The 24992-nt window shown below is 60.0% G+C and carries 17 protein-coding genes; 10 read left to right on the forward strand and 7 right to left on the reverse strand.

Going from position 1 to position 24992, the window contains the following annotated elements; genetic code table 11:
* Position 1 precedes the first annotated feature (1 nt).
* Complete coding sequence (locus AC1Q6D_RS08220; RefSeq protein ID WP_103405666.1) at positions 2–961, forward strand: HlyD family secretion protein; 960 nt, start codon at positions 2–4, stop codon at positions 959–961.
* A gap of 184 nt (positions 962–1145) precedes the next feature.
* On the opposite strand, the gene AC1Q6D_RS08225 is transcribed toward AC1Q6D_RS08220, so the two are convergent.
* From AC1Q6D_RS08225 to AC1Q6D_RS08240, 4 genes are all read right to left on the reverse strand, one after another.
* A complete protein-coding gene (locus AC1Q6D_RS08225) occupies positions 1146–2567 on the reverse strand; it encodes an efflux transporter outer membrane subunit (protein WP_103405665.1) in 1422 nt (473 codons plus the stop codon).
* Positions 2564–5755 carry an efflux RND transporter permease subunit gene (locus tag AC1Q6D_RS08230; protein WP_103405664.1) on the reverse strand — a complete coding sequence of 1064 codons (3192 nt, stop codon included), beginning with the start codon at positions 5753–5755 and terminating at the stop codon, positions 2564–2566. The genes AC1Q6D_RS08225 and AC1Q6D_RS08230 overlap by 4 nt, the downstream gene beginning before the upstream one ends.
* A gap of 15 nt (positions 5756–5770) precedes the next feature.
* Entirely contained in the window at positions 5771–7024 is a 1254-nt protein-coding gene (gene mexE, locus AC1Q6D_RS08235) for a multidrug efflux RND transporter periplasmic adaptor subunit MexE (protein WP_103405663.1), read from the reverse strand.
* 542 nt (positions 7025–7566) lie between these two features.
* Positions 7567–8148, reverse strand: coding sequence for a helix-turn-helix domain-containing protein (locus AC1Q6D_RS08240; RefSeq protein WP_103405662.1), 582 nt, complete (start codon positions 8146–8148; stop codon positions 7567–7569).
* Positions 8149–8302: 154 nt separating this feature from the next.
* On the opposite strand from AC1Q6D_RS08240, the gene AC1Q6D_RS08245 reads away from it, so the two are divergent.
* Entirely contained in the window at positions 8303–9196 is an 894-nt protein-coding gene (locus tag AC1Q6D_RS08245; protein WP_103405661.1) for a DMT family transporter, read from the forward strand.
* Between the two features lie 415 nt (positions 9197–9611).
* On the opposite strand, the gene AC1Q6D_RS08250 is transcribed toward AC1Q6D_RS08245, so the two are convergent.
* The gene (locus tag AC1Q6D_RS08250) at positions 9612–10526 is read right to left on the reverse strand and encodes a LysR family transcriptional regulator (RefSeq protein WP_047528682.1); all 915 of its coding nucleotides are present in this window, start codon (positions 10524–10526) and stop codon (positions 9612–9614) included.
* A 269-nt stretch (positions 10527–10795) separates the two neighbouring features.
* On the opposite strand from AC1Q6D_RS08250, the gene AC1Q6D_RS08255 reads away from it, so the two are divergent.
* Positions 10796–11818, forward strand: a complete 1023-nt coding sequence (locus tag AC1Q6D_RS08255) for a zinc-dependent alcohol dehydrogenase family protein (RefSeq protein WP_047528683.1) — start codon at positions 10796–10798, stop codon at positions 11816–11818.
* Between the two features lie 336 nt (positions 11819–12154).
* Here the strand turns inward: AC1Q6D_RS08255 and AC1Q6D_RS08260 are convergent, their stop codons facing one another.
* A complete protein-coding gene (locus AC1Q6D_RS08260) occupies positions 12155–12397 on the reverse strand; it encodes a hypothetical protein (protein WP_146041513.1) in 243 nt (80 codons plus the stop codon).
* Here AC1Q6D_RS08260 and AC1Q6D_RS08265 point away from each other — a divergent pair.
* From AC1Q6D_RS08265 to pgm, 3 genes are all read left to right on the forward strand, one after another.
* Positions 12383–13867: a hypothetical protein gene (locus AC1Q6D_RS08265; protein ID WP_256590349.1), complete on the forward strand. Its 1485-nt coding sequence runs from the start codon at positions 12383–12385 to the stop codon at positions 13865–13867. The genes AC1Q6D_RS08260 and AC1Q6D_RS08265 overlap by 15 nt on opposite strands.
* Before the next feature lie 37 nt (positions 13868–13904).
* Positions 13905–15305: an aminotransferase-like domain-containing protein gene (locus tag AC1Q6D_RS08270; protein ID WP_103405660.1), complete on the forward strand. Its 1401-nt coding sequence runs from the start codon at positions 13905–13907 to the stop codon at positions 15303–15305.
* Between the two features lie 111 nt (positions 15306–15416).
* A complete protein-coding gene (gene pgm, locus AC1Q6D_RS08275; protein ID WP_047528822.1) occupies positions 15417–17063 on the forward strand; it encodes a phosphoglucomutase (alpha-D-glucose-1,6-bisphosphate-dependent) in 1647 nt (548 codons plus the stop codon).
* A gap of 111 nt (positions 17064–17174) precedes the next feature.
* Here the strand turns inward: pgm and AC1Q6D_RS08280 are convergent, their stop codons facing one another.
* Positions 17175–17870 carry a pirin family protein gene (locus AC1Q6D_RS08280; protein ID WP_090469564.1) on the reverse strand — a complete coding sequence of 232 codons (696 nt, stop codon included), beginning with the start codon at positions 17868–17870 and terminating at the stop codon, positions 17175–17177.
* Positions 17871–18148: 278 nt separating this feature from the next.
* On the opposite strand from AC1Q6D_RS08280, the gene AC1Q6D_RS08285 reads away from it, so the two are divergent.
* From AC1Q6D_RS08285 to AC1Q6D_RS08300, 4 genes are all read left to right on the forward strand, one after another.
* Entirely contained in the window at positions 18149–20623 is a 2475-nt protein-coding gene (locus AC1Q6D_RS08285; protein ID WP_103405659.1) for a UvrD-helicase domain-containing protein, read from the forward strand.
* A 256-nt stretch (positions 20624–20879) separates the two neighbouring features.
* Complete coding sequence (tssI, locus tag AC1Q6D_RS08290) at positions 20880–22895, forward strand: type VI secretion system tip protein TssI/VgrG (RefSeq protein ID WP_492618454.1); 2016 nt, start codon at positions 20880–20882, stop codon at positions 22893–22895.
* Positions 22888–23763 carry a DUF4123 domain-containing protein gene (locus tag AC1Q6D_RS08295; protein ID WP_492618455.1) on the forward strand — a complete coding sequence of 292 codons (876 nt, stop codon included), beginning with the start codon at positions 22888–22890 and terminating at the stop codon, positions 23761–23763. The genes tssI and AC1Q6D_RS08295 overlap by 8 nt, the downstream gene beginning before the upstream one ends.
* Positions 23760–24992, forward strand: a 1233-nt coding sequence (locus tag AC1Q6D_RS08300) for a toxin VasX (RefSeq protein ID WP_492618456.1), incomplete at its 3' end; no start/stop codon positions are given. The genes AC1Q6D_RS08295 and AC1Q6D_RS08300, both read left to right, overlap by 4 nt.

A 24992-nucleotide genomic window follows, 5' to 3' on the forward strand; every position in this document is an offset into this window, starting at 1 on the left:
CTTGAAGAAGATCCTTTCGCACCTGACGACCGTGGCTGTGGTCGTGCTGGCGTTCGTCCTTGGCTGGTTTGCCTGGGAGCATTACACCCGCGCCCCCTGGACCCGGGACGCCCGGGTGCGTGCCGATGTGGTGACCCTGTCCGCCGATGTTTCGGGGCGCATCGTCAGCCTCGGCGTGCAGGATAACCAGCACGTGGATAAAGGCCAGTTGCTGCTGGAGATCGACCCGGCGCGCTATGCCCTGGCGGTTGAACATGCCAAACGCTCCGTGGAAGTGGCGAAAGCATCGCTGGGGCAGTCTGAAGCGACCATCGTCTCCAGCCAGGCGTTGTTACGCCAGCGCCAGAGCGAAGAGCGGCGCCGGCGCACACTGAAGGAACGCTCCGCCATCTCGGGCGAGGAATGGGAAAAATCCAACACCGAAGTCTCGGTGGCCCAGGCTGATTTGTTGCGTAACCAGGCCAACCTGGGGCTGGCGCAGGCCAACGTCCAGCTGGCGATCGCGGCATTGACCCAGGCCGAACTGGATCTTCAGCGCACGCGCGTGGAATCGCCAGTCAGTGGCTACGTCACCAACCTGCTGACCCGTCAGGGTGACTACGCCACGGTGGGTGGCCCGCTGTTGGCGCTGGTGGACAGTGACAGCTTTTATGTCAGCGGCTACTTCGAGGAAACCAAGTTGCCGCGAATCGCCGAGGGCGATCGGGTCGACATTGAATTGATGAGCGGCGAAAAATTCGGTGGCACGGTGCAAAGCATTGCCTTCGCCATCGCCGACCGGGAAAACCTGCCCGGTGGCCGGCTACTGGCCAACATCAACCCCAGCTACACCTGGGTCAAGCTGGCGCAACGGGTGCCGGTGCGGATCAGGATTGACGAGGGTTACGCCGGTAAAGACAAGCTACGCGCGGGGACCACGGCCACCGTCACCGTCGAGGAAAATCCCAAACCTAAAGACTAACGCTGTTCTTGCGAATCCCGCGGGCACGCCTCCCACTTTGGTTGCCTGGCAGGCCCCGGCAGGTGGTGCGTTATCGGCGTTTCCCGGGATTGCCTGAAAAGCAAAAAAAAGCCCCGCGACCGAATGAGGCGCAGGGCAAGGGAATTGGTTGGTTGCGGCCAACCAAAGGAGCGCTTGAAAAAGTTTAGTTGCTGGCGACCGTTTCCGGCTGCCAGCCACCGCCGAGCGCCTTGTAGATCGCGACGATGCCGCGATACAGGTCGACTTCGGCCTGGGCCTGGGTGTCTTCGGCCGCCAGGCGCTCACGCTGGGCATCGAGCAACACCAGGAAATCGGCGGTGCCTTCGCGGTAGCGGATCTCGGCGAGGTCGGCAGCGGAGCGGCTCGATTCGCTCTGGCGAATCAGCGAGATCAGGCGTTGTTGGCGTTTGCCGTAGTCGCTGAAAGCGTTCTCCGATTCTTCCAGGGCCAGCAAGACTTGCTGCTCGTAGCTCGCCAGGGCGCCTTCGGCGTCGGCGTCGGCACCGCGCAAGCGGGCCTTCACGCTGCCCAGGTCGAACGCCGCCCAGGTGATGCTCGGGCCAAGCGCCCAGGCGTTGGCCGCCGAGGAACCGATCTGCGAACCACGCCCGGCGGTGAAGCCAAGGAAGCCGCTGAGGCTGACCTGCGGGAACAGATCAGCCTTGGCCACGCCGATGCGCGCTGTGGCCGAGGCGAGTTTGCGTTCGGCGCTACGAATGTCCGGGCGACGTTGCAGCAATTGACCCGGATCACCAATGGGCAACGCCTTGGCAATGGCCGGCAAGTTTTTCGGGCTCAAGTCGATGCTCAACTTGTCCGGGCGTTGACCGAGCAGGGTGGCAATGCGGTTTTTCTGCCGAACCTGTTCGGCCTGCAATTGCGGCACGCTGGCTTCGACCGACGCCAGTCGTGCGTCGGCGCGTTCCACGTCAAGTTGATCGCCGACGCCGGCATCACGCAGGCTGATGGTGATCTTGCGCGACTCTTGCTGGTTTTCCAGGTTGGCCAGGGCGATCTTTTCCCGCAGTTGTGCGCCGCGCAGTTGGCCGTAGGAGTCCACCAGCTCGGCAATCATCGTGACTTGCAGTTGATACAGATCGGCCTCGACCGCTTGTTGCTCGGCGTTGGCCGATTCCAGGTTGCGCTGGATGCGGCCAAACAGGTCGATCTCCCAGGCCATGTCCAGGCCCAGGTCATAGCGTTCGCTGTTGACCCGGTTGGTGGTCTGGCCGGGAATCTGCCCCTTGGCCAGGTCACTGCTGACCCGGCTGGTAATGGTCGGCATGGCATCATTGCTGACGTCATCGCGTATCGCCCGCGCCGCTTTCCAGCGGGCGAAGGCGACGCGCAAGTCGCGGTTGCCCTTCAGGGACTCGGTCACCAACTGGTTGAGGGTCGGGTCCTCGAATTGCTGCCACCAGATGCCTTCGAAACGGGAGCGGTCGAAATTCTTCTGACCGGCCGCGCCATCGGTGGCGGTGGTGATGTGGGCCGCCTCGGTGGCCGGGGTCTTGTAGTCCGGGCCCACGGCACAGGCGCTCAGCGCCAGTACCAGGAGACTCGGCAGGAAGGCTTTCACACTCATGAATGCGACTCCAGCGGCTTTTGCAGTTTCAGCGCCTTGGCGGCTTTTCGTGCCTCACCGCGCTCGACAAAGTTGCGAATCAGTACGTAGAACACCGGTGTCAGCAACAGACCGAAGAAGGTCACCCCGAGCATTCCGGAGAACACCGCCACACCCATGGCGTGACGCATTTCGGCACCGGCACCGCTGGAGAACACCAGTGGCACCACACCCATGATGAACGCGAAGGAGGTCATCAGGATCGGCCGCAGACGCAGGCGGCAGGCTTCCAGTACCGCGGCCAGCGGGTTGAGACCCTCCAGCTGTTTATCCTTGGCGAACTCGACGATCAGGATCGCGTTCTTACACGCCAGGCCCACCAGTACGATCAGGCCGATCTGGGTGAAGATGTTGTTGTCGCCACCGGACACAATCACCCCGGTGATGGCCGACAGCAGAGTCATCGGCACGATCAGGATCACCGCCAGTGGCAGGCTCCAGCTTTCGTACTGCGCCGCGAGCACCAGGAACGCCAACAGAACACACAGCGGGAACACGAACAGCGCGGTGTTGCCGGACAGAATCTGCTGGTAGGTCAGGTCGGTCCATTCGTAGGTCATGCCGTTCGGAAGTTCTTCCTTGAGCAGTTTCTCGATGGCTTTTTCGGCCTGGCCGGAGCTGTAGCCGGGGGCAGCGGCACCGTTGATTTCAGCGGTGATGAAGCCGTTGTAGTGCATCACGCGGTCCGGGCCCGAGGTGTCGCTGACCTTGATGAAGGTCGCCAGCGGGATCATCTCGCCTTTGTTGTTGCGTACTTTCAGCTGACCGATCTGGTCCGGTTCAAGACGGAACTGCTGCTCGGCTTGAACGTTGACCTGATAGGTACGACCAAAGCGGTTGAAGTCGTTGGCATACAGCGAACCCAGGTAGATCTGCAGGGTGTCGAAGATGTCGCTGACGGCCACGCCGTGGGTCTTGGCTTTTTCCCGGTCGATGGCGGCATCGACCTGCGGCACGTTCACGGTGTAGCTGGTGAACAGGTTGGCCAGTTCAGGAACGCTGTGGCTCTTGGCAATGATGTTCATGGTTTGCTTGTACAGCTCGTCGTAGCCCAGGTTGCCCCGGTCTTCGATTTGCAGGCGGAAACCACCGATCGTGCCCAGGCCCTGTACCGGCGGCGGCGGGAAGATCGCAATGTAGGCACCTTGGATGTCGGCGAACTTGGCGTTCAGCGCGGCCGCAATGGCACCCGCCGATTCGCTTGGGTCCTTGCGCTCGTCAAACGGCTTGAGCGGGGTGAACACGATGCCGGCGTTGGGGCTGTTGGTGAAGCCGTTGATCGACAGGCCTGGGAAGGCCACCGAGTTGGCGACGCCAGGTTGCTTGAGGGCAATCTCGGACATCTGCTGGATCACTTCATCTGTGCGATCCAGGCTTGCAGCGTCCGGCAGCTGGGCAAACGCCACCAGGTATTGCTTGTCCTGCGCCGGGACGAAACCGGTCGGGGTGCTGGAGAAACCGAAGAACGTCAGGACCATCAGACCCGCGTACAGCAACAGGGCGATGCCGCTGCTGCGGATCACGCGGCCAACGGTGCCGACATAGCCATGGCTGGCCTTTTCAAAGAAACGGTTGAAGGGACGGAACAGCCAGCCACCGAATACCTTGTCCAGGAGTTTGGAGAAGCGGTCTTTCGGCGCATCATGGCCTTTCAACAGGACCGCAGCCAGGGCGGGCGACAGGGTCAGCGAGTTGAAAGCCGAGATCACCGTGGAAATCGCGATGGTCAGGGCGAACTGCTTGTAGAACTGGCCGGTCAACCCGGAAATGAAGGCTGCCGGGATAAACACCGCACACAGCACCAGTGCCGTGGCGATGATCGGCCCGGTCACTTCACGCATGGCGCGCTTGGTCGCTTCGACCGGATTGAGGCCCAGTTCGATATTGCGTTCGACGTTCTCCACCACCACGATCGCGTCGTCCACCACGATACCGATCGCCAGTACCAGGCCGAACAATGACAGGGCGTTCAACGAGAAGCCGAACAGGTGCATCACGGCAAACGTACCGATCAGCGACACCGGCACCGCCACCAACGGAATGATCGAGGCGCGCCAGGTTTGCAGGAACAGGATCACCACCAGCACCACGAGGATCAGCGCTTCGAAGAGGGTGTGAACCACCGCCTCGATGGAGCCGCGCACGAAGATCGTCGGGTCATAGACGATGCTGAAGTCCATGCCTTCGGGGAAGCTCTTCTTCAGCTCCGCCATCTTGTCGCGCACTTCGTTGGAGATCTCGATGGCGTTGGAGCCTGGACGCTGGAAGATCGGGATCGCCACCGCCGGCTGGTTGTTGAGTTGCGAACGCAGGGCGTACTGGCTGGAGCCCAGCTCGACGCGCGCAATGTCTTTCAGGCGCGTGATTTCACCGTTGTCGCCGGAGCGAATGATGATGTTCTCGAACTCTTCTTCGGACACCAGGCGACCCTGGGTGTTGACCGACAGCTGGAACGCGGTGGCGTTCGGTGCAGGCGGCGCACCCAGTGCACCGGCGGCGACCTGACGGTTCTGTTCGCGGATCGCAGTGACCACGTCGGTGGCAGTCAAGTTGCGCGAGGCGGTCTTGTTCGGATCGAGCCAGACCCGCAGCGAGTAATCGCCCATGCCGAACAATTGCACATCACCGACACCGCCCAGGCGCGCCAGCTCATCCTTGATGTTGAGCAAGGCATAGTTGGACAGGTACAGCATGTCGTAGCGTTTGTCCGGCGAGGTCAAGTGCACGACCATGGTCAGGTCGGGCGACGCCTTGTCCACGGTGATACCGATGCGCGTCACTTCTTCGGGAAGTTTGGGCTCGGTCCGGGTCACGCGGTTCTGGACCTGCACCTGCGCGTTGTCCAGGTCGGTACCCAGGGCGAAGGTGATGGTCAGGGTGATCTTGCCGTCGGCGGTCGACTGCGAGGACATGTACAGCATGTTCTCGACGCCGGTGATGGCTTGCTCCAGTGGAGCGGCCACGGTTTCACCGATGACTTTGGGGTTGGCACCGGGGAAGTTGGCGCGGACCACGACGGTCGGTGGCACCACTTCCGGGTATTCGCTGATCGGCAGCTGGAACAGCGAGATCGCGCCGGCGATCAGGATCAGCAGCGACAGCACCGCGGCGAAGATCGGCCGTGAAATGAAGAATTGGGAAAAATTCATCGGAGTCGTTATTCCTTAACCGCGTGGAGTCGCAGCAGCCAGTTTCACAGTCGTACCCGGCGCAACCTTGGCAGGCGCGACCTGAGGCAGATTGCTGGCTTCCAGCGCTTGGCGTTGTTGTGCCAGGGCCGCGAGGGTTTGCTCGCTGGCCATCGGGATCACTTCAGGGGTGACTGGCGAGCCGGGGCGTACCCGTTGCAGACCCTTGACGATGATGGTGTCGTCCTTGTTCAAACCGTTGCGCACGATGCGCAAGCCTTCGATTTTCGGGCCCAGCTCGACCGCGCGGTAGGCGGTTTTATTGTCGGCATCCATCACCAGCACGAACTTCTTGCCCAGGTCGGTGCCGACGGCTTCATCGTTGATCAGCATGGCGTTGTAGGTACCGCTGCCGACCAGTTTCAGGCGCGCATAGAGGCCCGGGGTGTAGCTGCCGTCGCTGTTGTCGAAGACGGCGCGACCACGGATGGTGCCGGTTTTCGGGTTGACCTGGTTGTCGACGAAGTTCATCTGGCCCAGGTGCGGGTTGCCGTCTTCGTTGGACAGGCCCATGTAAACCGGGGTGGTGGCGCCACGTTTGCCCTGGCGGGCGAGCTGGGTGTACTTGAGGAACACACGCTCGTCAGCGTCGAAGTAGGCGTAGACCTTGTCGGTGGAAACCACGCTGGTCAGCGCGGTGGTATCGGCGGTCACCAGGTTGCCGGCGGTGATTTCCGCGCGGCTGACGCGACCGCTGATGGGCGCGGTGACGCGGGTGAAACTCAGGTTCAGTTTGGCCAGGTCCAATTGCGCCTGAAGCGCGCCGACGGCGGCGCGGGATTCTTGAGCGGCGCTGGTACGCGAATCGGCCAGTTCAGCGGAGATGGCATTGCTGGTGCGCAGGCGTTCACCGCGCTGGGCTTCATTTTCGCTGCGGGTAGCGTTGGCGCGAGCCTGGGCGACCAGCGCTTCGAGGCGGCGGACCTCGGCCTGGAACGGACGGGGATCGATCTGGAACAGCAGGTCGCCTTTCTTGACCAGGGCGCCCTCGGTAAAGGCCACGTCATCGATCTGGCCGGAGACCCGTGGACGAATTTCTACGGTTTCCGGGGCTTCAAGGCGCCCGGTGAATTCGTCCCACTCGTTGACCGGTTGCTCCAGCACCTTGGCCACGCTGACCTTGGCCGCCGGCATCGTGGCTGCGGTTTGTGGAGCTTTGCCGCAGGCGCTCATCACCACGACGGCCAACACGGCCAACGGGAAGCGCAAATATTTGAGTGATTGTTCCATGGATGCATCCGCCAATGTATTGAGATTGGCGAATGATGCGCGGCAGGGTTGGTGCGGACGAATCGAACGGGGCGAAGATAACTATCATTCGGAATGATGAGAGAGGCCCGGCGAGCTCTCTAGCCTGCGCCTTATATCAAGTCAGGATCAACCCGGTTGATGGCATTTGTGTGTTGCCGCCGACGCAATGGTCTGGTTGGCAGCCTGGTCGCGACCATCGCTGGCTAGTAGCGATGGCGCCGGATGCCTTCACAAAGCACTCAAGCCAGACTGTCCGGATCCGCGAAGAACATTTTGACCAGGCTCTAGAACAATATTTTCAGGCAGAAAAATGTCAAATATGCCACCAATGTTGCCCCCTACTTTTACCCCCCAAGTCGCTCTTGATACACGAACGAAAACGGCGAGAGCTGGCCGAACTCCATTAGGGTTCTAATGGTTACTGTTAACTCCACATTGGAGTCAGGGGCATCGCCAGTCGCTGTCAGCGCGTCCAGGAAATGCAAGGCGATTCAACATTTGGCGTGTCCATGGCGCCTACCTTAGGAATGCTCTATCACCATCACCGCAGTAGTGTCCGCCTCGAGTGCTTCGAACACGTGAGGCACATTCGCCAGGTAGCTGATGTAGTCGCCAGCGTTCAGCAACACAAGTCCGCTCGCCGGGCCAATACGGGCGCTGCCACTGCACAACACCACGTGCTCTACGGTTCCCGGTGGGTGAGGCTGAGACAGCCGAACTTCACCGGGCTGCACCTTGAGCCGGTAGATGTCGCGCTGTACTCCCGCCGGGCAATCGGCAAGCAGTGTCGCTGCGTAATTGGCAGTCTCGGCATAGGTGGTCATGCCCTCGTTGGCGCGAATCACCCGTAACGGCTGTTGGGGTTGCTCGAAGAACCGGGTGACTTGCAACCCCATTGCCATCGCCAGCGACCACAAGGTTTCGATACTGGGGTTACCGATTCCCGACTCTAATTGAGACAAGGTCGACTTTGCCACCCCGGCGCGCTTCGCCAGCTCGGTCAAGGAAAGCCCGGCGGCCAAGCGTTCGCGTTTGATTGAAAGCGCCAGCAGATCGATTCGGCTCGGATGACTTTTTGGCAGGGCGTTCGTTATATCGGTCATTTGTTTTATAAATCATCCTTAAGTGATTGACGCTCTTGGGTGTCCTGTTCATTATAGTGGTCATTAGTTCATTATAAAGTTCGTTTTGCCGAACCAACCCCTGCGAACGGCGGCTTAGGTTACGGCAATGTCGACGGCAAGGAAGCAGTGAGTGATGAAGTCGCAAACCCGTGGGACGCTCGAAATGATTTCGGCCATGGTCATCTCCGGCACGGTGGGCTGGTTTGTCATCGTGTCGGGGCAGAGCCCGGAGGCCGTGGTGTTCTGGCGTTGCTTGTTCGGCGCCATGGCGATGCTGGTCACATGCCTGGTGCTTGGGGTGCTGCGCCGCTCCCTGATCACCGCCCGGCAGTTCATTCTGGTGTGCCTGGGCGGGGTGGCGCTGATCCTTAACTGGGTGCTGCTATTCAGTGCCTACAAACATTCCTCTATCGCCATTGCCACGGTGGTCTACCACGTTCAGCCGTTCATGCTGGTCGGTCTGGGTGTGCTGTTTTTCGCTGAACGCCTCAGCGTCGCCAAGGTTGGCTGGCTGCTGTTGGCCTTCGCCGGGCTGATGCTGATCGTGTCCGCCAAGGGCAGTGGTCAGGCCACCGGCGCCGACTACGTGCTCGGCGTCTGCCTGGCCCTGGCTTCGGCCTTTTTCTACGCCGTGGCGGCGGCGATCACCAAGCGCCTCAAGGACTTGCCCGCGCACCTGATCGTGCTGATCCAGATGGTGGTAGGCGTGCTGGTCCTGGCCCCGTTCGTGGATTTCAGCAGGGTCGATACAGCCGAGGGCGCCTGGACATATCTGATCATTATCGGCGTGGTCCATACCGGGCTCATGTCGACCCTGCTGTACAGCGCCATCCAGAAAATCCCCACGGCGTTGGTCGGCGCACTGTCGTTCATCTATCCGATCGTCGCCATTCTGGTCGACTGGGTTGCCTTCGCCCATCCGCTCAGCGCCCTGCAAGTGCTTGGCGCGAGCGCGATCCTGCTGGCGGCGGCGGGCATGAATTTTGGTTGGTCGCTGGGCCGCGCCCCGCGTCAGGAAGTGACCTAGGGTCGGACGTGACACCGCACGCCATCTGATATCTGCATCGGCTGTTTTTTGGGTTTTGGAGGTTCAGGGCTGGAAGATGCAGATTCCGCCGCTCAAGCTCTTCTATAACCCTGTAAAAAATGGATCGGTGGAGAGCCACTGATGCGACCTCGACTCATCCACTGATGTCTCAAGCCTCCAACGGATGCACATATTCTCCAGTCCGCACGTCGGGATAGTTAGGGGTCTTACATCTCCCTCAGTGCACCCGTTCTCATCAATAGCCTGCTTGGCCTCAGGCTGGGGGCATCCTTTTCAAACCATCCAAGCATGCCCTCAGATGTGCCCCCAATGTAGCAATCCACTGGAAGTGATTGGAGCTCCATGGTTTGTGGAAAGGCAAAAATGATCAGCTGAACAACCTGTTAGACGACCCCTAGAGACTATCCGGATCCCCGAAAAACATCTGAATCCGCGACCGCAACCAGCGTTCGCCCGGATCGTTGTCCTGCGACCCACGCCACGCCATGTGCAATTCGAAGCTGCGCACCGGCAGCGGTGGATCTTCGGCCCGCACACCGCCTGCGGCGGTCAGCGCGTCGGCTGTATAGTCCGGCACGGTCGCCACAATGTCGGTGCCGGAGAGGAGGGTGCTCAAGCCGTTGAACTGCGGGACGGCCAGTACCACGTGACGTTTGCGCCCGAGCTTTTCCAGTTCTTCATCAATGAAGCCGCTGAGATCGCCCGCGAATGACACCAGCGCATGGGGCCGTGCGCAGTAATCATCCAGGCTCAAAGGCCCCGGCACAGTGTCGGCCCGCAGCAGCTTGGGCTGGCTGCGGCGCAGTACTTTGCGTTTGGCGTTCGCCGGCAAATCAGTGGTGTAGCTGACACCGATGGAAATTTCGCCGGATGCCAACAGTCCCGGCATCAGGATGTAGTTGACCCGTCGCACCACCAGGACGATCCCCGGGGATTCGGCGCGCAGTCGCTTGAGCAACATGGGCAGCAAGGCAAATTCAACGTCGTCCGACAGCCCGATGCGAAACACAGCGGTACTGGTGGCCGGGTCGAACTCGGCCGCACGGCTGACTGCGGTGGAAATCGAATCCAGCGCCGGCGAGAGCAGGGCGAAGATCTCCACGGCCCGGGCGGACGGCTCCATGCTGCGGCCGGTGCGCACAAACAGCGGATCATCAAACAGCCCGCGCAGGCGCGAAAGCGCCGCACTGATGGCCGGTTGGCCGAGGAACAGTTTCTCGGCAGCGCGAGTCACACTGCGCTCGTGCATCAATGTTTCGAATACGATTAACAGGTTCAGGTCGACACGACGCAGGTCATTACGATTCATCTGGAGTCCTGGCAGAGTCAGCAAACTTGACGTGTGCAGCCATATGAGAACAATGGCCAGCGAGAATATTACGGGGAAAGGCTGGTACTCTGCACCGAGTAATTCAGTTTTCCTACAAGGACGGCTTCGGTTTCCTACGACATTTGAGAATGTTGGCGCTGCGGCGGAATCAATGACAGGCATGTCGACTATTAATAGCCACTGATAGTCTTGGGCTAAAAGCCCAGCTAGAGTTCAGGGCATTAGAGGTTTAATTGGCGAGGTTTGCGATGTCCCGCACGATCCGTTTTCACAAGTTTGGTCCAGCCGAGGTGCTCAAATGCGAAGAGCATGCGGCGTCTCTGCCTGCACCGGGTGAAGTGCAGGTGCGCGTCGAAGCCATTGGGATCAGTTGGTACGACACACTGTGGCGCCAGAACCTGGCGCCGTCCCACGCCCGTCTGCCGTCCGGCCTTGGCCAGGAAATGGCGGGTATCGTCACCGCTGTCGGTGAAGGTGTCGATGACCTGGCAGTCGGTGACAAGGTCGCCAGTTTTCCGGCCGAAAGCCCCAACGACTACCCGGTCTACGGCGAGCTGATCGTGCTGCCGCGCACATCACTGACCCGCTATCCCGACGTACTCAGCCCGATTGAAGCGAGTGTGCACTACACACCGCTGCTGATCGCCTATTTCGCTTATGTCGATCTGGCGCGGGTCAAACCCGGGCAATTTGCGCTGGTTACCGACGCCAGTCACTGTGCCGGCCCATCGTTTGTACAACTGGGCAAAGCCTTGGGCGTCCGGGTGATCGCGGCGACCAAAACTGCGGATGAACGTGAATACCTGCTGTCGCTGGGTGCCGAGAAAGTGATCGTCACCGAGGAAGAAGATCTGCTGATGCGGATCAACAAGATCACCGACAACCGTGGTGTGGATGTGGTTTTCGATGGCTTGGGTGGGCCGCAGATGTCGCTGCTTGGCGATGTACTGGCGCCTCGGGGCAGCCTGGTCCTGTATGGCCTGCAAGGGGGCAACCAGACGCCATTCCCGGCCTGCGCAGCGTTCCAGAAGAACATTCAGTTCTTTGTGCACTGCATCGGCAACTTCACCGGCAAGCCGGAACTGGGCATCATCCAGGATCAGGTGGCATTGCACCGTGCCCTGCGCGACATTAACCAGCTGACCGCTGACCGCGTGGTATTGCCACTCAAGACTCGGGTCTTCCCGTTTTCCGAGTTTGTCGAAGCACACCGCTATATGGACGAATGCCCATGCCGTGAGCGGGTTGCGCTACAGGTCGAACCGGCCTGATCCCCCCCAAAAAGTCCGTGCTTGCACGGACTTTTTACTGTCGGCACCTTGTGCCATGAGACACCCCATCGGCCTGCCGACGGGCCGGTTCAGCAACTGAACTGGTTTTTGCTCTCGATCTGTAGCTTCTAATCAGCATCTAAGCCCTGATAATTGAATGATTACTTTCATCTCAAGGAATGAGTCATGGTCAGGTATCAGATCGATACTTTTCGCTATGCAGCACTAATACATATCCAAAAAAGAGTGGGCTGTTACGCCGTTACCGAACATTCGCGGGCAACTTCTTTCTTTATTTTTTGTATTACGCGTCTGTGGGGCTCTGTCGGAAACTTCCTAGGACGTCGAGCGCAAACGGAAGAAACCTTGCCAGCAGGGCGTTTCCTCAGCGCAGACGGCATTCAATACGTTGGTAACGTCCAAACCGTTCAAATCTTGGCCAGAAAACTTAAGTGCTAACATTTGGCAATCATGTTCCGTAACTAAATCATCTCCAGACAATTCTTTGCGCTGTGCATGCAGTTGTTGCGCGATATCGAACTTATGAGCATCAGGTAAATAAAAATGACCAGCATCCATGATCAAGCGATGAACTATGTCTATCAACAAGTGTTGCAGCGCCTGCTGGGTTTTTTTTCCCGTGCCGAACGAACTGCGTTGCAGTTGTTGATCCAGCGCCTGGCAGTGGCGGCTGGCGGTATGGATCAAATAGCGGACTTCAAGGTGCTGGCGATCCAGTCCGGTTCCCGTGACAGTTGCTACACCCTGGCGATGCTGCGCGCCGCGCAATTGACGATCGCCACCCGGTCCCCGGCGACATTCCAGCTGCGAGTGGCCACCTTGCGCTTGAACAGCACCAGCACGACGGCGCTGGAAAACATTCATCGGACGTGCAGCGCGTTGTTCCTCTTTGACGATCCACGGGTCGAAGTGCTGATGGTCGATAACAGGGAAGTCCTGCCGTTCGATCACGTGGCACCGACGTCCAGGGCCGGGCGCGAGTCCCATCGAATGAACCAGTTGATGATTGGCCATCGTCGTGTATGGGATCAGCCGCTTGATCTATGGGACGACGGCTATCTGGCCACCGGCGAGTTCTATGGGCAAATTGCCCGCTGGAACCATGGCGTCGATGCTTTGGTCAGCGGCGACGCGCTTCGCCAACAGAAGCAATTTATCGAAGGGTTGAGACGTGCCATCGCGAAAGCCGGACTTGAGCCATTGAGCCATGTCCAGCCGGGTTACGACGGCCTGTTCGCTTTGCTGGACGAATTGGGAGGCGACTGCTTCCGCGCGTTATATGGCGAGCACGGCCAGGCACCCTGGCGTCCGGCCGATCAGTTTGAAACCTGTCGGCGTACCGCGTTCATCAATATTCACGACATTCTGGTCAACAATCTGGAAGACCGTTGGCCATTGTTGACCGAGTTTCTCGGTCTCCAGGCGGACGAGTTGTCGACTCAGCTCAGCGAGAATGAATACGTGAGTCTTGACGTTCTGGCGCACGTTCGAGGGCTGCAAGCCTGCTTCGTGCAGGGGCAAACCTATGAGGAGGGCGTCGCCCGATACCTGCAGCGCACCTTGGTGATGATGCGCCGCAAACAACTGCCGGAGCGCCTGTGCGAGCAGGCGGTGGAAACCTTCGGCAACCCGGCGACGCTGGCTGAGCTACGCGCGCGTACGGCGGCCGAGATCCAGCGCAATCTTGGCTTGAGCGAGGCACAACTGCTGTGTCTGCTGTTTGCGCCTTTCGTCGACAGTGGCGCAAACCTTGAGCGCTTCCTGCGTCAGTGCCACCCCGGCATGCTCGTGGCCATGCCCGACCTGCACCGGGCCATGCAGGGGCAACCGGTCGCCGAGCAGGTCATGCAATGGATGGTTGATGTCAGCGGCTTGCCGGTCAGCCTGATCGGTAAGCTGTACCACATGAAATCGGTATCCGCCCATGAGGGCTGGGCGGGCGAGTCGGCAGGTGCCGACACGCCGCCGATCATTGAGGGCAGCGAAAGCGCCGCCCCCGTGACGAGTGAATGGTCGGCGGGTCGGTGAAAGTGAGATTCAGACGCCTCGTTATCGGCCACCTCCCATGAAAGGGCCGCGGGAAACGGATTTTGCGTATCAGGCGGTGTACCGCTATCTGACCAGCCTGATCAGCGAGCATGCCACTGATGCGCGCGTTCGCCTGCCATCGTTGCGCCAACTGGCCCAGCGCCTGAACGTATCGATCTCGACCATTCAGTACGCCTACTCGCTGCTGGAGAAGGAAGGGCGCGTCTACTCGTTGGCCAAATCCGGTTATTACGCAATGCCGGTGCCGTCCATCAGCACGCTCTACAGTGGCGACGACCTGCTGGAAATGGTCTACAGCAATGCGCGACGCCCTGGCACGCTGAACCTGAGTGCTGACGAGCCCGCATCGCTACAGTCACTCGACAGCCCGTTGTTGCTGTTGGAAAGAGAGCTGCTGCGCCAATATCCACGCCAGCCGCAACCGTCGTCACAACCCTGTGGCGAACTGGAATTGCGCACCGCCCTGGCCGCGCGCTACACCTCGTCGCCGGTGCGGTGCTGGCACGCCGATGATGTTTACATCGGCGCCGATCTTCGGGGCGTGCTGGAAATCCTGATCACCGTGTTGTGCCTCAGGGACGCTACGGTAGTGGTCGAGTCGCCGTGCGACTGGGCGCTGTTGCGCTTGCTTCAGGAGGCGTGCGTGCGGGTGATCGAATGGCCGGTGCTGGCTGACGGCGAGCTGGATATCCTGCGTCTGAAGGACCTGCTCGAAAGCGAATCGGTGCGGTTGGTCATGGTGTCCTCCGGCCTGAACATGCCCCGAGGCAGCCGGGCCCCGGATCACAACCGCCAAGCCATCGCACAACTGCTGGAGCGGTATGACTGCCAGGTCCTGGAAAACGATTGTTACGGTGAGCTGGGTTTCGAGCCGGAGGGTCTGCGTTTTCGCGACCTGTTGCCTGTCGAACGATTGATCGTGTTTTCCACCTTCGAAAAAATCATCGGCCCCGAAGCACCCTACGGTTATCTGCTTTCGCGCCATCTGAGAGATGAGTTGCAACGGCATTTTCTGTTGCGCGCCTTCCGTCTTTCGCCGATCCGCCAGAAAGCCATTGCCCGTTTGTACGGCAATGGACGCGTGGATCAGCATCTACAGGTACTGCGACGGCGGCTCAAGGACAGCAAGACGCAGATGACCCAGCTGCTGCAGGAGCGGATGGGTGATGCGTTGCAGTTCGTCGAGCCGCACGGTGGTGCAACCATCTGGGTGAACTCGTCGCGCCGGGTCAATGTGCGTCGGGTTTTTCAACGCCTGCTCAAGCACCAGGTGGTGATTGCACCAGGAGAGCTGTTCAGCCTCCAGGGGCTGCACGCACAACATTTGCGTTTGAGCCACACCTTTGGAGGCGAACAGGACCTGGCGGAAGCGCTGGGCTTGCTGGGGGACGCTTTGCGCCTGGAAGCAATCGAGTAAGCAGGGCGGCAAAACATCAGCCACACTGATGGATCGATCCCATCGCACTATGGTCAAACTGCCAGTAAACTGCGCTCCTATCCCTGAACCACTCTATTCCAGAGGTTTTGCATGACACTCAGTCCTTTTGCGGGTAAACCGGCACCGGCAGAATTGTTGGTCGACATCCCGCGACTGGTAACGGCTTATTACACGGGCCAGCCTGACGCCTCGATCTCCACCCAGCGCGTCGCCTTCGGCACGTCCGGGCACCGGGGCAGCTCGTTCGACCTGAGTTTCAACGAATGGCACGTCCTGGCGATCAGCCAGGCGATCTGCCTGTATCGCGAAGCCCAGGGCATCGATGGCCCGCTGTTTGTCGGCATCGACACCCACGCGCTCTCCACCCCGGCCGGTGCCAGCGCCCTTGAAGTGCTCGCCGCCAATGGGGTGACGGTGATGATCGCCGAAGGCGACGAATACACGCCGACCCCGGCGATTTCCCACGCGATTCTCTGCTACAACCGCGGACGCACTTCGGGGCTTGCCGACGGTATCGTCATCACGCCGTCCCACAACCCACCGCAAAGCGGTGGCTACAAATACAACCCGACCAATGGCGGCCCGGCCGATACCCACATCACCAAGTGGATCGAAGCCAAGGCCAACGAGCTGCTGGCCAACAAGCTGGCCGGCGTCAAGCGCATCAGTTACGAACAGGCACTGAAGGCCAGCACCACCCATCGTCATGACTACCTCAATACCTATGTCGCCGATCTGATCAACGTGATCGACTTCGATGCCATTCGCGACGCCAAGCTGCGTCTGGGTGTCGATCCGCTGGGTGGAGCAGGGGTGCGCTACTGGTCGGCGATTGCCGAACACTACCGTCTGGACCTGGAGGTGGTGAACAAACAGGTCGATTCGACCTTCCGCTTCATGACCGTCGACTGGGACGGCCAGATTCGCATGGACCCATCGTCCAGCTACGCGATGCAGGGCCTGATCGGCCTGAAAGAACGTTTCGATGTGGCATTCGCGTGCGATCCGGATCACGACCGCCATGGCATTGTCACGCCGTCCGGCGGCCTGCTGGCGCCGAACAATTACCTCGCGGTCTCGATCGACTACCTGTTCCAGAACCGCCCGCTATGGCGTGCCGATGCCGCCGTGGGTAAAACCGTGGTCAGCAGTGGCTTGATCGATCGCGTGGCCAAGCGCCTGGGCCGTCGCCTGTACGAAGTGCCGGTTGGTTTCAAATGGTTTGCCGATGGTCTGTTCGACGGTTCTCTGGGCTTTGGCGGCGAAGAAAGCGCCGGTGCCTCGTTCCTGCGCAAGGACGGTGGCGTCTGGAGCACCGACAAGGATGGCCTGATCCCGGCCCTGTTGGCGGCAGAAATGACTGCTCGCACGGGTCGCGATCCAAGCCAGGCCTACCGTGCCTTGACCGATGAACTGGGCGAACCGTTCTCGGTGCGGGTCGATGCCAAGGCCAACCCGGAACAGAAAGCCCTGTTGAGCAAGCTGTCGCCGGCGCAGGTGACTTCCACCGAACTGGCGGGCGAGGCGATCCAGAGCATCCTCAGCCACGCTCCGGGGAACGACCAGGCCATCGGCGGCCTGAAGGTCATGACCGAGAACGGCTGGTTCGCGGCGCGTCCGTCGGGCACGGAAGACATCTACAAGATCTACGCGGAAAGCTTTGTCAGCGACGAACACCTCAAGCAATTGGTGGCCGAAGCTCAAACGTTGGTGGATGGCGCCATCTCCGCCAAGTGATTGAGGGACCTGTGGTGAGGGGGAAAGCCCCCTCACCACAAATGGACAGGCAGAAAATAAAAAAGGGGCAACCATCACGGTCGCCCCTTTTTTTGCCCGGCGTTTATTGGATCAAGCCAGATCCACCAACACGATTTCGCTGTCCTCGATGGCCGTTACCCGCAATACGGATTCTTGCGCGACCGCAACACCGTCTCGAGCTTGTGCGCGTAACCCATTGATTTCAATGATCCCAGTTGCCGGCACCAGGTAGGCGCGACGACCGTTCTCCAGGTGATATTCAGCGGTTTCGCCGGCCTTGAGGTTGGCCGCCACCAGCCGTGCATCGGCACGGATGCGCAAGCTTTGATCGTCGCCAACCTTGCCGCTGGCCAGGGTCACGAAACCTTCACGCTGGCCTTTAGGGAACGGCTTGGCGCCCCAGGACGGCGCCAGGCCGGATTCGTTGGGAATGATCCAGATCTGGAAGATCTTGGTGGGCGTCGCTTCCAGGTTGTACTCGCTGTGGGCAATCCCGGTGCCAGCGCTCATGACCTGTACGTCACCGGCTTCAGTGCGACCTTTGTTTCCAAGGTTATCCTGGTGGCTAATGGCCCCTTCACGGACATAGGTGATGATTTCCATGTCGCGATGTGGATGTTGCGGGAAACCGGTGCCAGGGGCGATTACGTCGTCGTTCCAGACCCGCAGGTTGCCCCAGTTCATGCGTTTGGGGTCATGGTACTCGGCGAACGAAAAATGGTGATGGGCATCCAACCAGCCGTGGTGAGCGCCACCGAGCGAGTTAAAAGGTCTGAGTTCAAGCATGATCGTCTCCTGAAAGGTTCGTCATGGGGCGGCAGGCCTGGGCCATGAAGCGAGACCGGTGGTTGATGACGGGCATCATCCATCAGGCAAGCATCGATAAAAAGCGTAAAAAATGCCGCATAACAATCGAAATGGCTGATAAGTTCGACCCTCAAAACATTCTCATCTCACCTTCAGTTCATCGCATAAGCTAATGAGTCATAAGCAATTCACTAGAACTCGACGGCAAATGCAGACACCATAGCCCTCAACAGCCTCACACCCTGGAGTCCGTCCGCGTGCCGCAACACACCCCCGATCTTCCGCCTGAACTACGTCCTCTGGCCGAGATGCCGCTGCTCAAGCGCCTGGCCGCCCGATTCTTTGGTCACGGCTTGACGCGGTTGCGTGCGCAACACCGAGCGTCCTGGCTGCACGGTCAGGCTGACGGCTTCCGCAGCGGGCACATGGCGGGAGTGGACTACGGCTATAAGGAAGGCAAGCTCGAAGGCTTGGAAGAGGGGCGACAGGTCCTGCTGATTCGCGACTCGCGCTCGACCGAACATCGTCCCCCCACTATCGACGATCACTTGTTCGACGATTGGCGTTTGCCGCTGAACGCCGAGGTGAAGAAGCGCATGAAGGCCGATGTCGCGCGACTGCTTGCGCCTCATGCCCAGCCCAGCGCGGCCCAGTGGAAAATGATCTTCAGCGACACACCGACCACTTCGGTAATCGCCGGCGCGGGCGCGGGCAAGTCGACGACCCTGGTGCTGCGGATCGTGCTGCTGAGCCATTATCTGGGCTTCGAGCTGAGCTCGATGACCGTGGTGACCTTCACCCGAGAGTCACGCAAGGACTTCATCAACAAGTTGATCGAACTGTTTGCTCTCTGGGGGCGTTCGCTCACCTTCAAGGACGCTCGCGATCTGGTACGGACCTTCCACTCGCGGATCCTGCCGATGGTCCGCAGTTTGCCAGGCTTCGAACGCCTGCAAGCCTTTGAGAACCTCAGTCATCGTGCACAAAACGGCGAGGAGGACGCAGACAGCAATCCATTTGACCTGCGCATCAATGACGCCCAGCGTCAGCAACTGAACGCCTGTTTTCACGCCTTGCATAAGCGTGATGAGCGTTTTCGCGAATTGATCAAGCCGCTGTCGCGCCACGCCCTGCAGCTCAAGGAGCTGGAGCGTGATCACCCTGATGTACAAAAACGCATGGCGGTGACCGAGCTGGCTGCCAAGCGTGACGAGGAACTGTGCGACACGGTGGAAGACTTGTGGTTCAGGGCGCGCGCCTGGCCAATCAAAGGCATTGAGCCGAATCGCCAGACCTTCGATATCAACGGCTCGACTTTCCATTGCCATGGCTACATTCCGTCCCTGGACGCCTGGGTGATGCTGGGCTTCGATCCTGGGGAAAACCCCCAGGTCAGCCGCCCGAACGCCAAATTGACGGTTCGTGCGGAATGGGCAGTAAAGCGCACACTGTTTCAAGCTTTCTGTCGTAAGCCATTGATTTGGCTTGATAGTTACGAATCATCCAGGCGTGTGTTGGCTGCGTTGGCCGGCGACGCCAGTGCCGGGCCGGGTTTTGATTACAAGGTCAAGGGTGAGCTTACTTCCGCGCCGTTGCTGGACTGCTTTGTCGCCGCCGCCGGGTTTATCGAGAACCTCGGCCTGGATGTGCCGAACGCAGTCAGCCAGATGAGCTTTGCCAAGGACGACCCGGACCGGTTTTTCTTCGAGGCATTGAGTCTGTACTGGCGTGCGCTGGAAGACCATTTGCTCGACCAGAAGCCGCCGATCATGACCTACAACCGAATGTTTGCCTTGTTCAGCGAACATTCCCCGGAAAACCTGAAACTGCTCAGTGACGAGCTGTTGCGACCCTTGTCACATTTAATGATCGACGAATTTCAGGACGTATCGCCGCAAATCGTCTCCTGGATTCGCGCCAGTCTGGCCGAGATCCGCCGTCGGGGGCCGGCCATGCATGTGGGCCGCGGAGCGCAGCGCTCGTCCTTGCTCTGCGTGGGGGACGACTGGCAGTCGATCTACGGTTGGCGCGGTAGTTCACCTGGCTATTTCATGGAGTTCAACAAGGAATTCTCGTCGCCAGGCACCACCAGGGTCATGCTCAGCGACAACTATCGCAGTCACCAACACATCATCGACGCCGCTGAACACATCGTTCGTGCCGCGCCAGCAATTCCGGGCAAGAAGGCCAAGGCCAGCGGCGAGCCCAAGGACTTGTGGCCCGTCAAGGTGCTCGACCGTGATGATCAGGCCATGGCGGCGTGCCTGATGGAGCATTACCGCAAGGGTGATTCAATCTTGATGCTTTATCGAAAAAGTAGCGATAAGTCATTGATAGAGCAGCATATTCAGTCTGTAGTTAATGTTGATTCTAGCTTGCCGTATGAAGCACGGCGCCTCAAGCAACTGACCTACCACAGCGCCAAGGGCTTGCAGGCTGATGCCGTATTCCTGCTCGGCGATTGTCAGCACTTGACCAGTTCACCGTACAAGAATCAGGTCTACCGCATGGCGGGCCTGGGCAAGGCCGGTGACAGCGAGCCTTATGACACCGCGCAGAAGGACGAAATCCTGCGGCTGGCCTACGTCGGCATCACCCGGGCCGTCAGTCATTGCTACTGGTATGTCGATGCCCAGGATACCCAAGCGGTAAATATGCCCAAGGCATCCGATCGCATCGGCAAGGGCAAGGCGTTTTTTGCCGATCATCGTTTGCCCAAGGCATTGGCGTAGATTCCCGGACATCTCCAACTTCGCAATTGCCAAGGAACTGCCGAAGGCGAAAAATTTTAATTCACCAAAAACCACGGTAAACGTGGTTTTTTTCTAAACGGATATTTTTGTATAGGAAGCTTCCTTCCGGCTTTAAAGACGCTTCCTACATTCATCTGTTTTTTGCCTTGCTAGTGTGCCCGCCAGCTTTCGCGAGCACGAACCAGGGACGGTTTGGACATCGCGCTCTTTTCCTCCTTTGCTTAAGGATAAGCGTATGTTCCGGTCGGCCAATGCAGCGCATTTCGTGTTGCAGATTCCTGCTATCCGTCACGACTTCAAGGTGCTGGCCTTCAAGGGCACTGAAGCCATCAGCACGCTTTACAGCCTCCACATTGAACTGGTCAGCGAGTACCCGGACTTCGATCTGGAAAGCTTGCTCGGCCAACCCGCGTTTCTGCAATTCGGCCTTGATGGCGAAGGCATACATGGGCATATCGAAGATGTGCTGATGGGCGAGTCGGGTAAACGCCTGACTCGCTATCACCTGACCCTGGTGCCGGCGCTGCACTATTTGCAGTTCAGTCACGACCAGCGGATTTTTCAGGGTATGAACGTGCCGCAGATCATCACCCAGGTGCTCAAGGGCCATGGCATTCAGGCCGATGCCTTTGCCTTCCATGTCAGCACCAGCGCGTCGCGCGAGTATTGCACTCAATACGGGGAGGACAATTTTACGTTCCTCCAGCGCCTGTGCGCCGAGGACGGCATCGCGTGGCATCACCAGCACTCGGCGGACGGTCATTTGCTGGTGTTCACCGATGATCAGGTGTTCCTGCCCAAACTCGGGGCCACGTCTTATCAGCAGGACTGCGGCATGGTGGCCGAGCATCCGGTGGTCAGCCGCTTCAGCGTGCGTACCGGCACGCGCACCAGTACCGTCACCCGGCGTGACTACGACCTGAAACGCCCGAGCCTGTTGCTCGAAAGCCGTTTCAGCGCCGAATCCACCCCGGAACTGGAGGATTATCGTTACCCGTTGTTGCTGGGGAACGAAAAGCGCGGCGACCACCTTGCCCGTCAGGCGCTGGAGCGGCATCGCAGCGACTATGAACTGGGCGAGGGTGAGAGCGATCAGCCACGCCTGCGTTGCGGCCATCTGTTCGGCCTGACGGACCACCCCCGGGAAAAGTGCAACGACTTGTGGCTGTTGCTCAGTGTTTCCCACGATGGCCGACAACCCAATGTGCTCGAAGAGGCGGTCACCCCTGACGTCAAGGCCGCCGACGGTTTCACCCAAGGCTATCGCAACACGTTCCGCGTGATCCCCGCGCAGGTGGTTTTCCGTCCACCGCTGCCGCCGCGCCGCGCTCCATTGGTCAGCCAGACGGCGCGGGTGACCGGGCCTGAACACGAAGAAATCTACTGCGATGAGTTCGGCCGGGTGAAGTGCGAGTTCCCGTGGGATCGTGCCGAATTCAACAGTGAACGCAGCAGCTGCTGGATCCGCGTTTCATCGAGTTGGGCCGGGGAAAACTTCGGTTCGGTGACCCTGCCGCGCATCGGCATGGAAGTCGTGGTGACTTTTCTGGAGGGCGATCCGGATCAACCGCTGATCACCGGCTGCGTGGCCAACAAGGTCATGTCCGCGCCTTATCCCTTGCCCGAGCACAAGACTCGAACCGTGCTGCGCAGCCACAGTTCGCCGCACACCGGTGGGTACAACGAACTGATGATCGAAGACCGCGCCGGTCAGGAAAAAATCTACCTGCGGGCCGAGCGCGATGTCGAGCAACTGATCCTCAATGACAGCCACAGCCTGATCCGCCGCAACCGCGTCGAGCAGGTTGACGCCAACAGCACCAGCCTGATCAAGGCGGATGAACGGCACACCACCGACGGGATGCGCAGCACCGTCATCGGCACCCACGACCTGCTCAACGTCGGCAGCAACAGCAGTACCACGGTTGAAGGCACCTGGGTGATCCAGGCCGGTCCACAGGCGCGGGTCACCGCCAGCCAGGTGGTGATCGATGCCGAGGCGAGCCTGACGCTGTCGGCCGGCGGCCATCACCTCGTGATCCATTCGGGCGGGATCTTCAGCAGTGTGGCCATTGTCGAGGGCGGTGTGCCGATGGCGGGGTTACCACCGCTGTCCGCTGCTCCAACAACCGCATCCGCCCTGCAAGTGCCCTTGTTACCCCGCACGCAGCGTCTGGCCCTGATGGCCAGACAACCAATCTGCGCAGTTTGTGAAGCCGCCCAACAGCAAATAGGTGAAGACAATGCTTGAGTTACCTCCATTGCCGGATGATTTGCCATGGTCTGTATCGGCGTACCTGCTTCTGGACGGTGTCAGTGTCCCCAACCTGCCGCAACGTCTGAGCCGTTGGGATAACCCGGTCCATGGCCTCTACCAGGGTACGCGCTGGCAGGAACTGGCGGATATTTCACCGCGTCTGGTCACCCTCAACGGCGCAGACGATCCTGTGCTGGCTCACTTTCAGGAAAACGCAGCACTGGAGTGGGGTTTTTTGCTGTTCAGCGATGCCGATGTGTCAACGCTTCTAAAGCACTGGCGTCATCTCCTGACCGTCAAGCACCCGAGCGCGGGGGAGGTCATGCCACGCATCGCCGACCCAGCCGTCATGCATCATTTGTTCGACCTTGCACGGCAAGCCAACAGTGCGCGCTGGTTCGGCCCCGTCCAGTACCTGTGTCTGCCGGATGGTCTTCAGGCCGCCTGGCTACAACATCAGCGTCCGGATCTCCCCGCGCCAGACAGCAGCGATACCTATCGGTTGACCGAGGAGGAACTCACGGCCCTGGAAGAGGCGCAGTTTCATCATGTGGTACTCGACCTCAACGATCACCTGCAGCGTTATTTCCCCGGTTTCATGGCGTCCTGCCCAGACCGGGAGCGCCTGCAGTTTGCCGAAAAAACAGCGCGGGAGGCGCATCGGCTCGGCTTCACCTCGGAGCAGGAAATCACCCTCTACGCCAATGTATATGCCTATCTATCCGGCCAGCCATTGAGCGATCACCCGGACATCGTCGAACTGCTGACGGTGTCGACCCAACAATCACCGTTGAGCCGCGTGCAACGTGCAGCGGAGCTGGCACATGAGCGCTCGACCCAGCTACCGGGAGACGTGCCGTGACAGCCCAACCACCGCTCCGAGGCGCGGCCAACATTGCCGCCATGGCCAAGAGCGCCCAAGACATCCGTTCGCCCATCGGCCTGTGCCCCTTGATGAGCGAAAAAGTGCAGTTGCTGCCGCTGCGCTATGGACTGGTCGAGCACCTCGACCCTTCATCCGAACTGACCCTGCCGTTCAAGCTGAACAGCCAGCCCCTGGGCATACGCCTGCTGCGCGACGGTTACCTGTACATCATCGACAACGGCACCGGCTACCTGCATGAATACCGCGTCGAGCAGGGGCAGATCAGCAAGCTGTTGTGGCAGGGCCCGGAAGTGGCGGGCGATACGCGCACCACGTCGGTTGGCGAGCCTCATTTGGTCTTCGCCCGGCAACACACCTTGTTTGCCAGCTATTCGGAAATCCAGTGGACGGCCTACAAGTGTTCGCAAGTGCTCAAGGACGCCGCCGAGCGTGAGCGCTTGATGCAACGCATCGAGCTGGCCAAAGCCTGTCCGGACCGGGGCGGCGCCGATTTGCTGAGCCGGCGCCAGGCCCAAACCTGGCTGGCCGAGGTTGCGGAAGCGGACGCGCCCGCCCAGGGCCACGAGTCATTGCCTGAGGGCGCCCATCCGCAAGAGCGCCAGCCTTACGTTTGGGAAGACAGGCCGCTGTTCAAGGCCACGGTGATCGAAGCACTCACCAGTCAGGTATTGGGGAGTTATCAGAACGACTGCCTGTTCCTGGTCTTGCGCGATGACTTTGGCGTGATGCGCGATCTGGCCAGCGCCCAACTGAACGTCGCGGACTGGATCGAGCAGTGGAGCGCCGACGACGCGGCCCAGCGCCAGTACCTCACCGGTGCCTACATCCAGTCCTTGTACGAGGTGACACCGGCGCGCCTTGAGGCGCTGGCCACCCGCGATGCCGATGTCAAAGCCCTGATAGAAGTCACCGACGCCGCGCAGCAGGCCGCCCTTGAAGAGTATCTGCGCATCCGGCGTGACCATGACGGCCCGCCGATCCATGGCGATGAGGCCCATTGGCGCAAGGCCGCGACAAGCGATCCCTATGCGCGAGCCGCCGTCAACCTGCAGGACGCCTTGGGCGCAGTGTTGTGGCAAAAACATCAGAGCACCATTGCCAGACTCCACGGGCAAACCTGGGAAGCATTGCACGGCGAGGCTATAGGCCAGCGTGGCATTGATCATCTGGTCAATCGGGCGGAGATGGAAGCATCCGTCCGCCGG

Source organism: Pseudomonas sp. MT92, assembly GCF_058792515.1.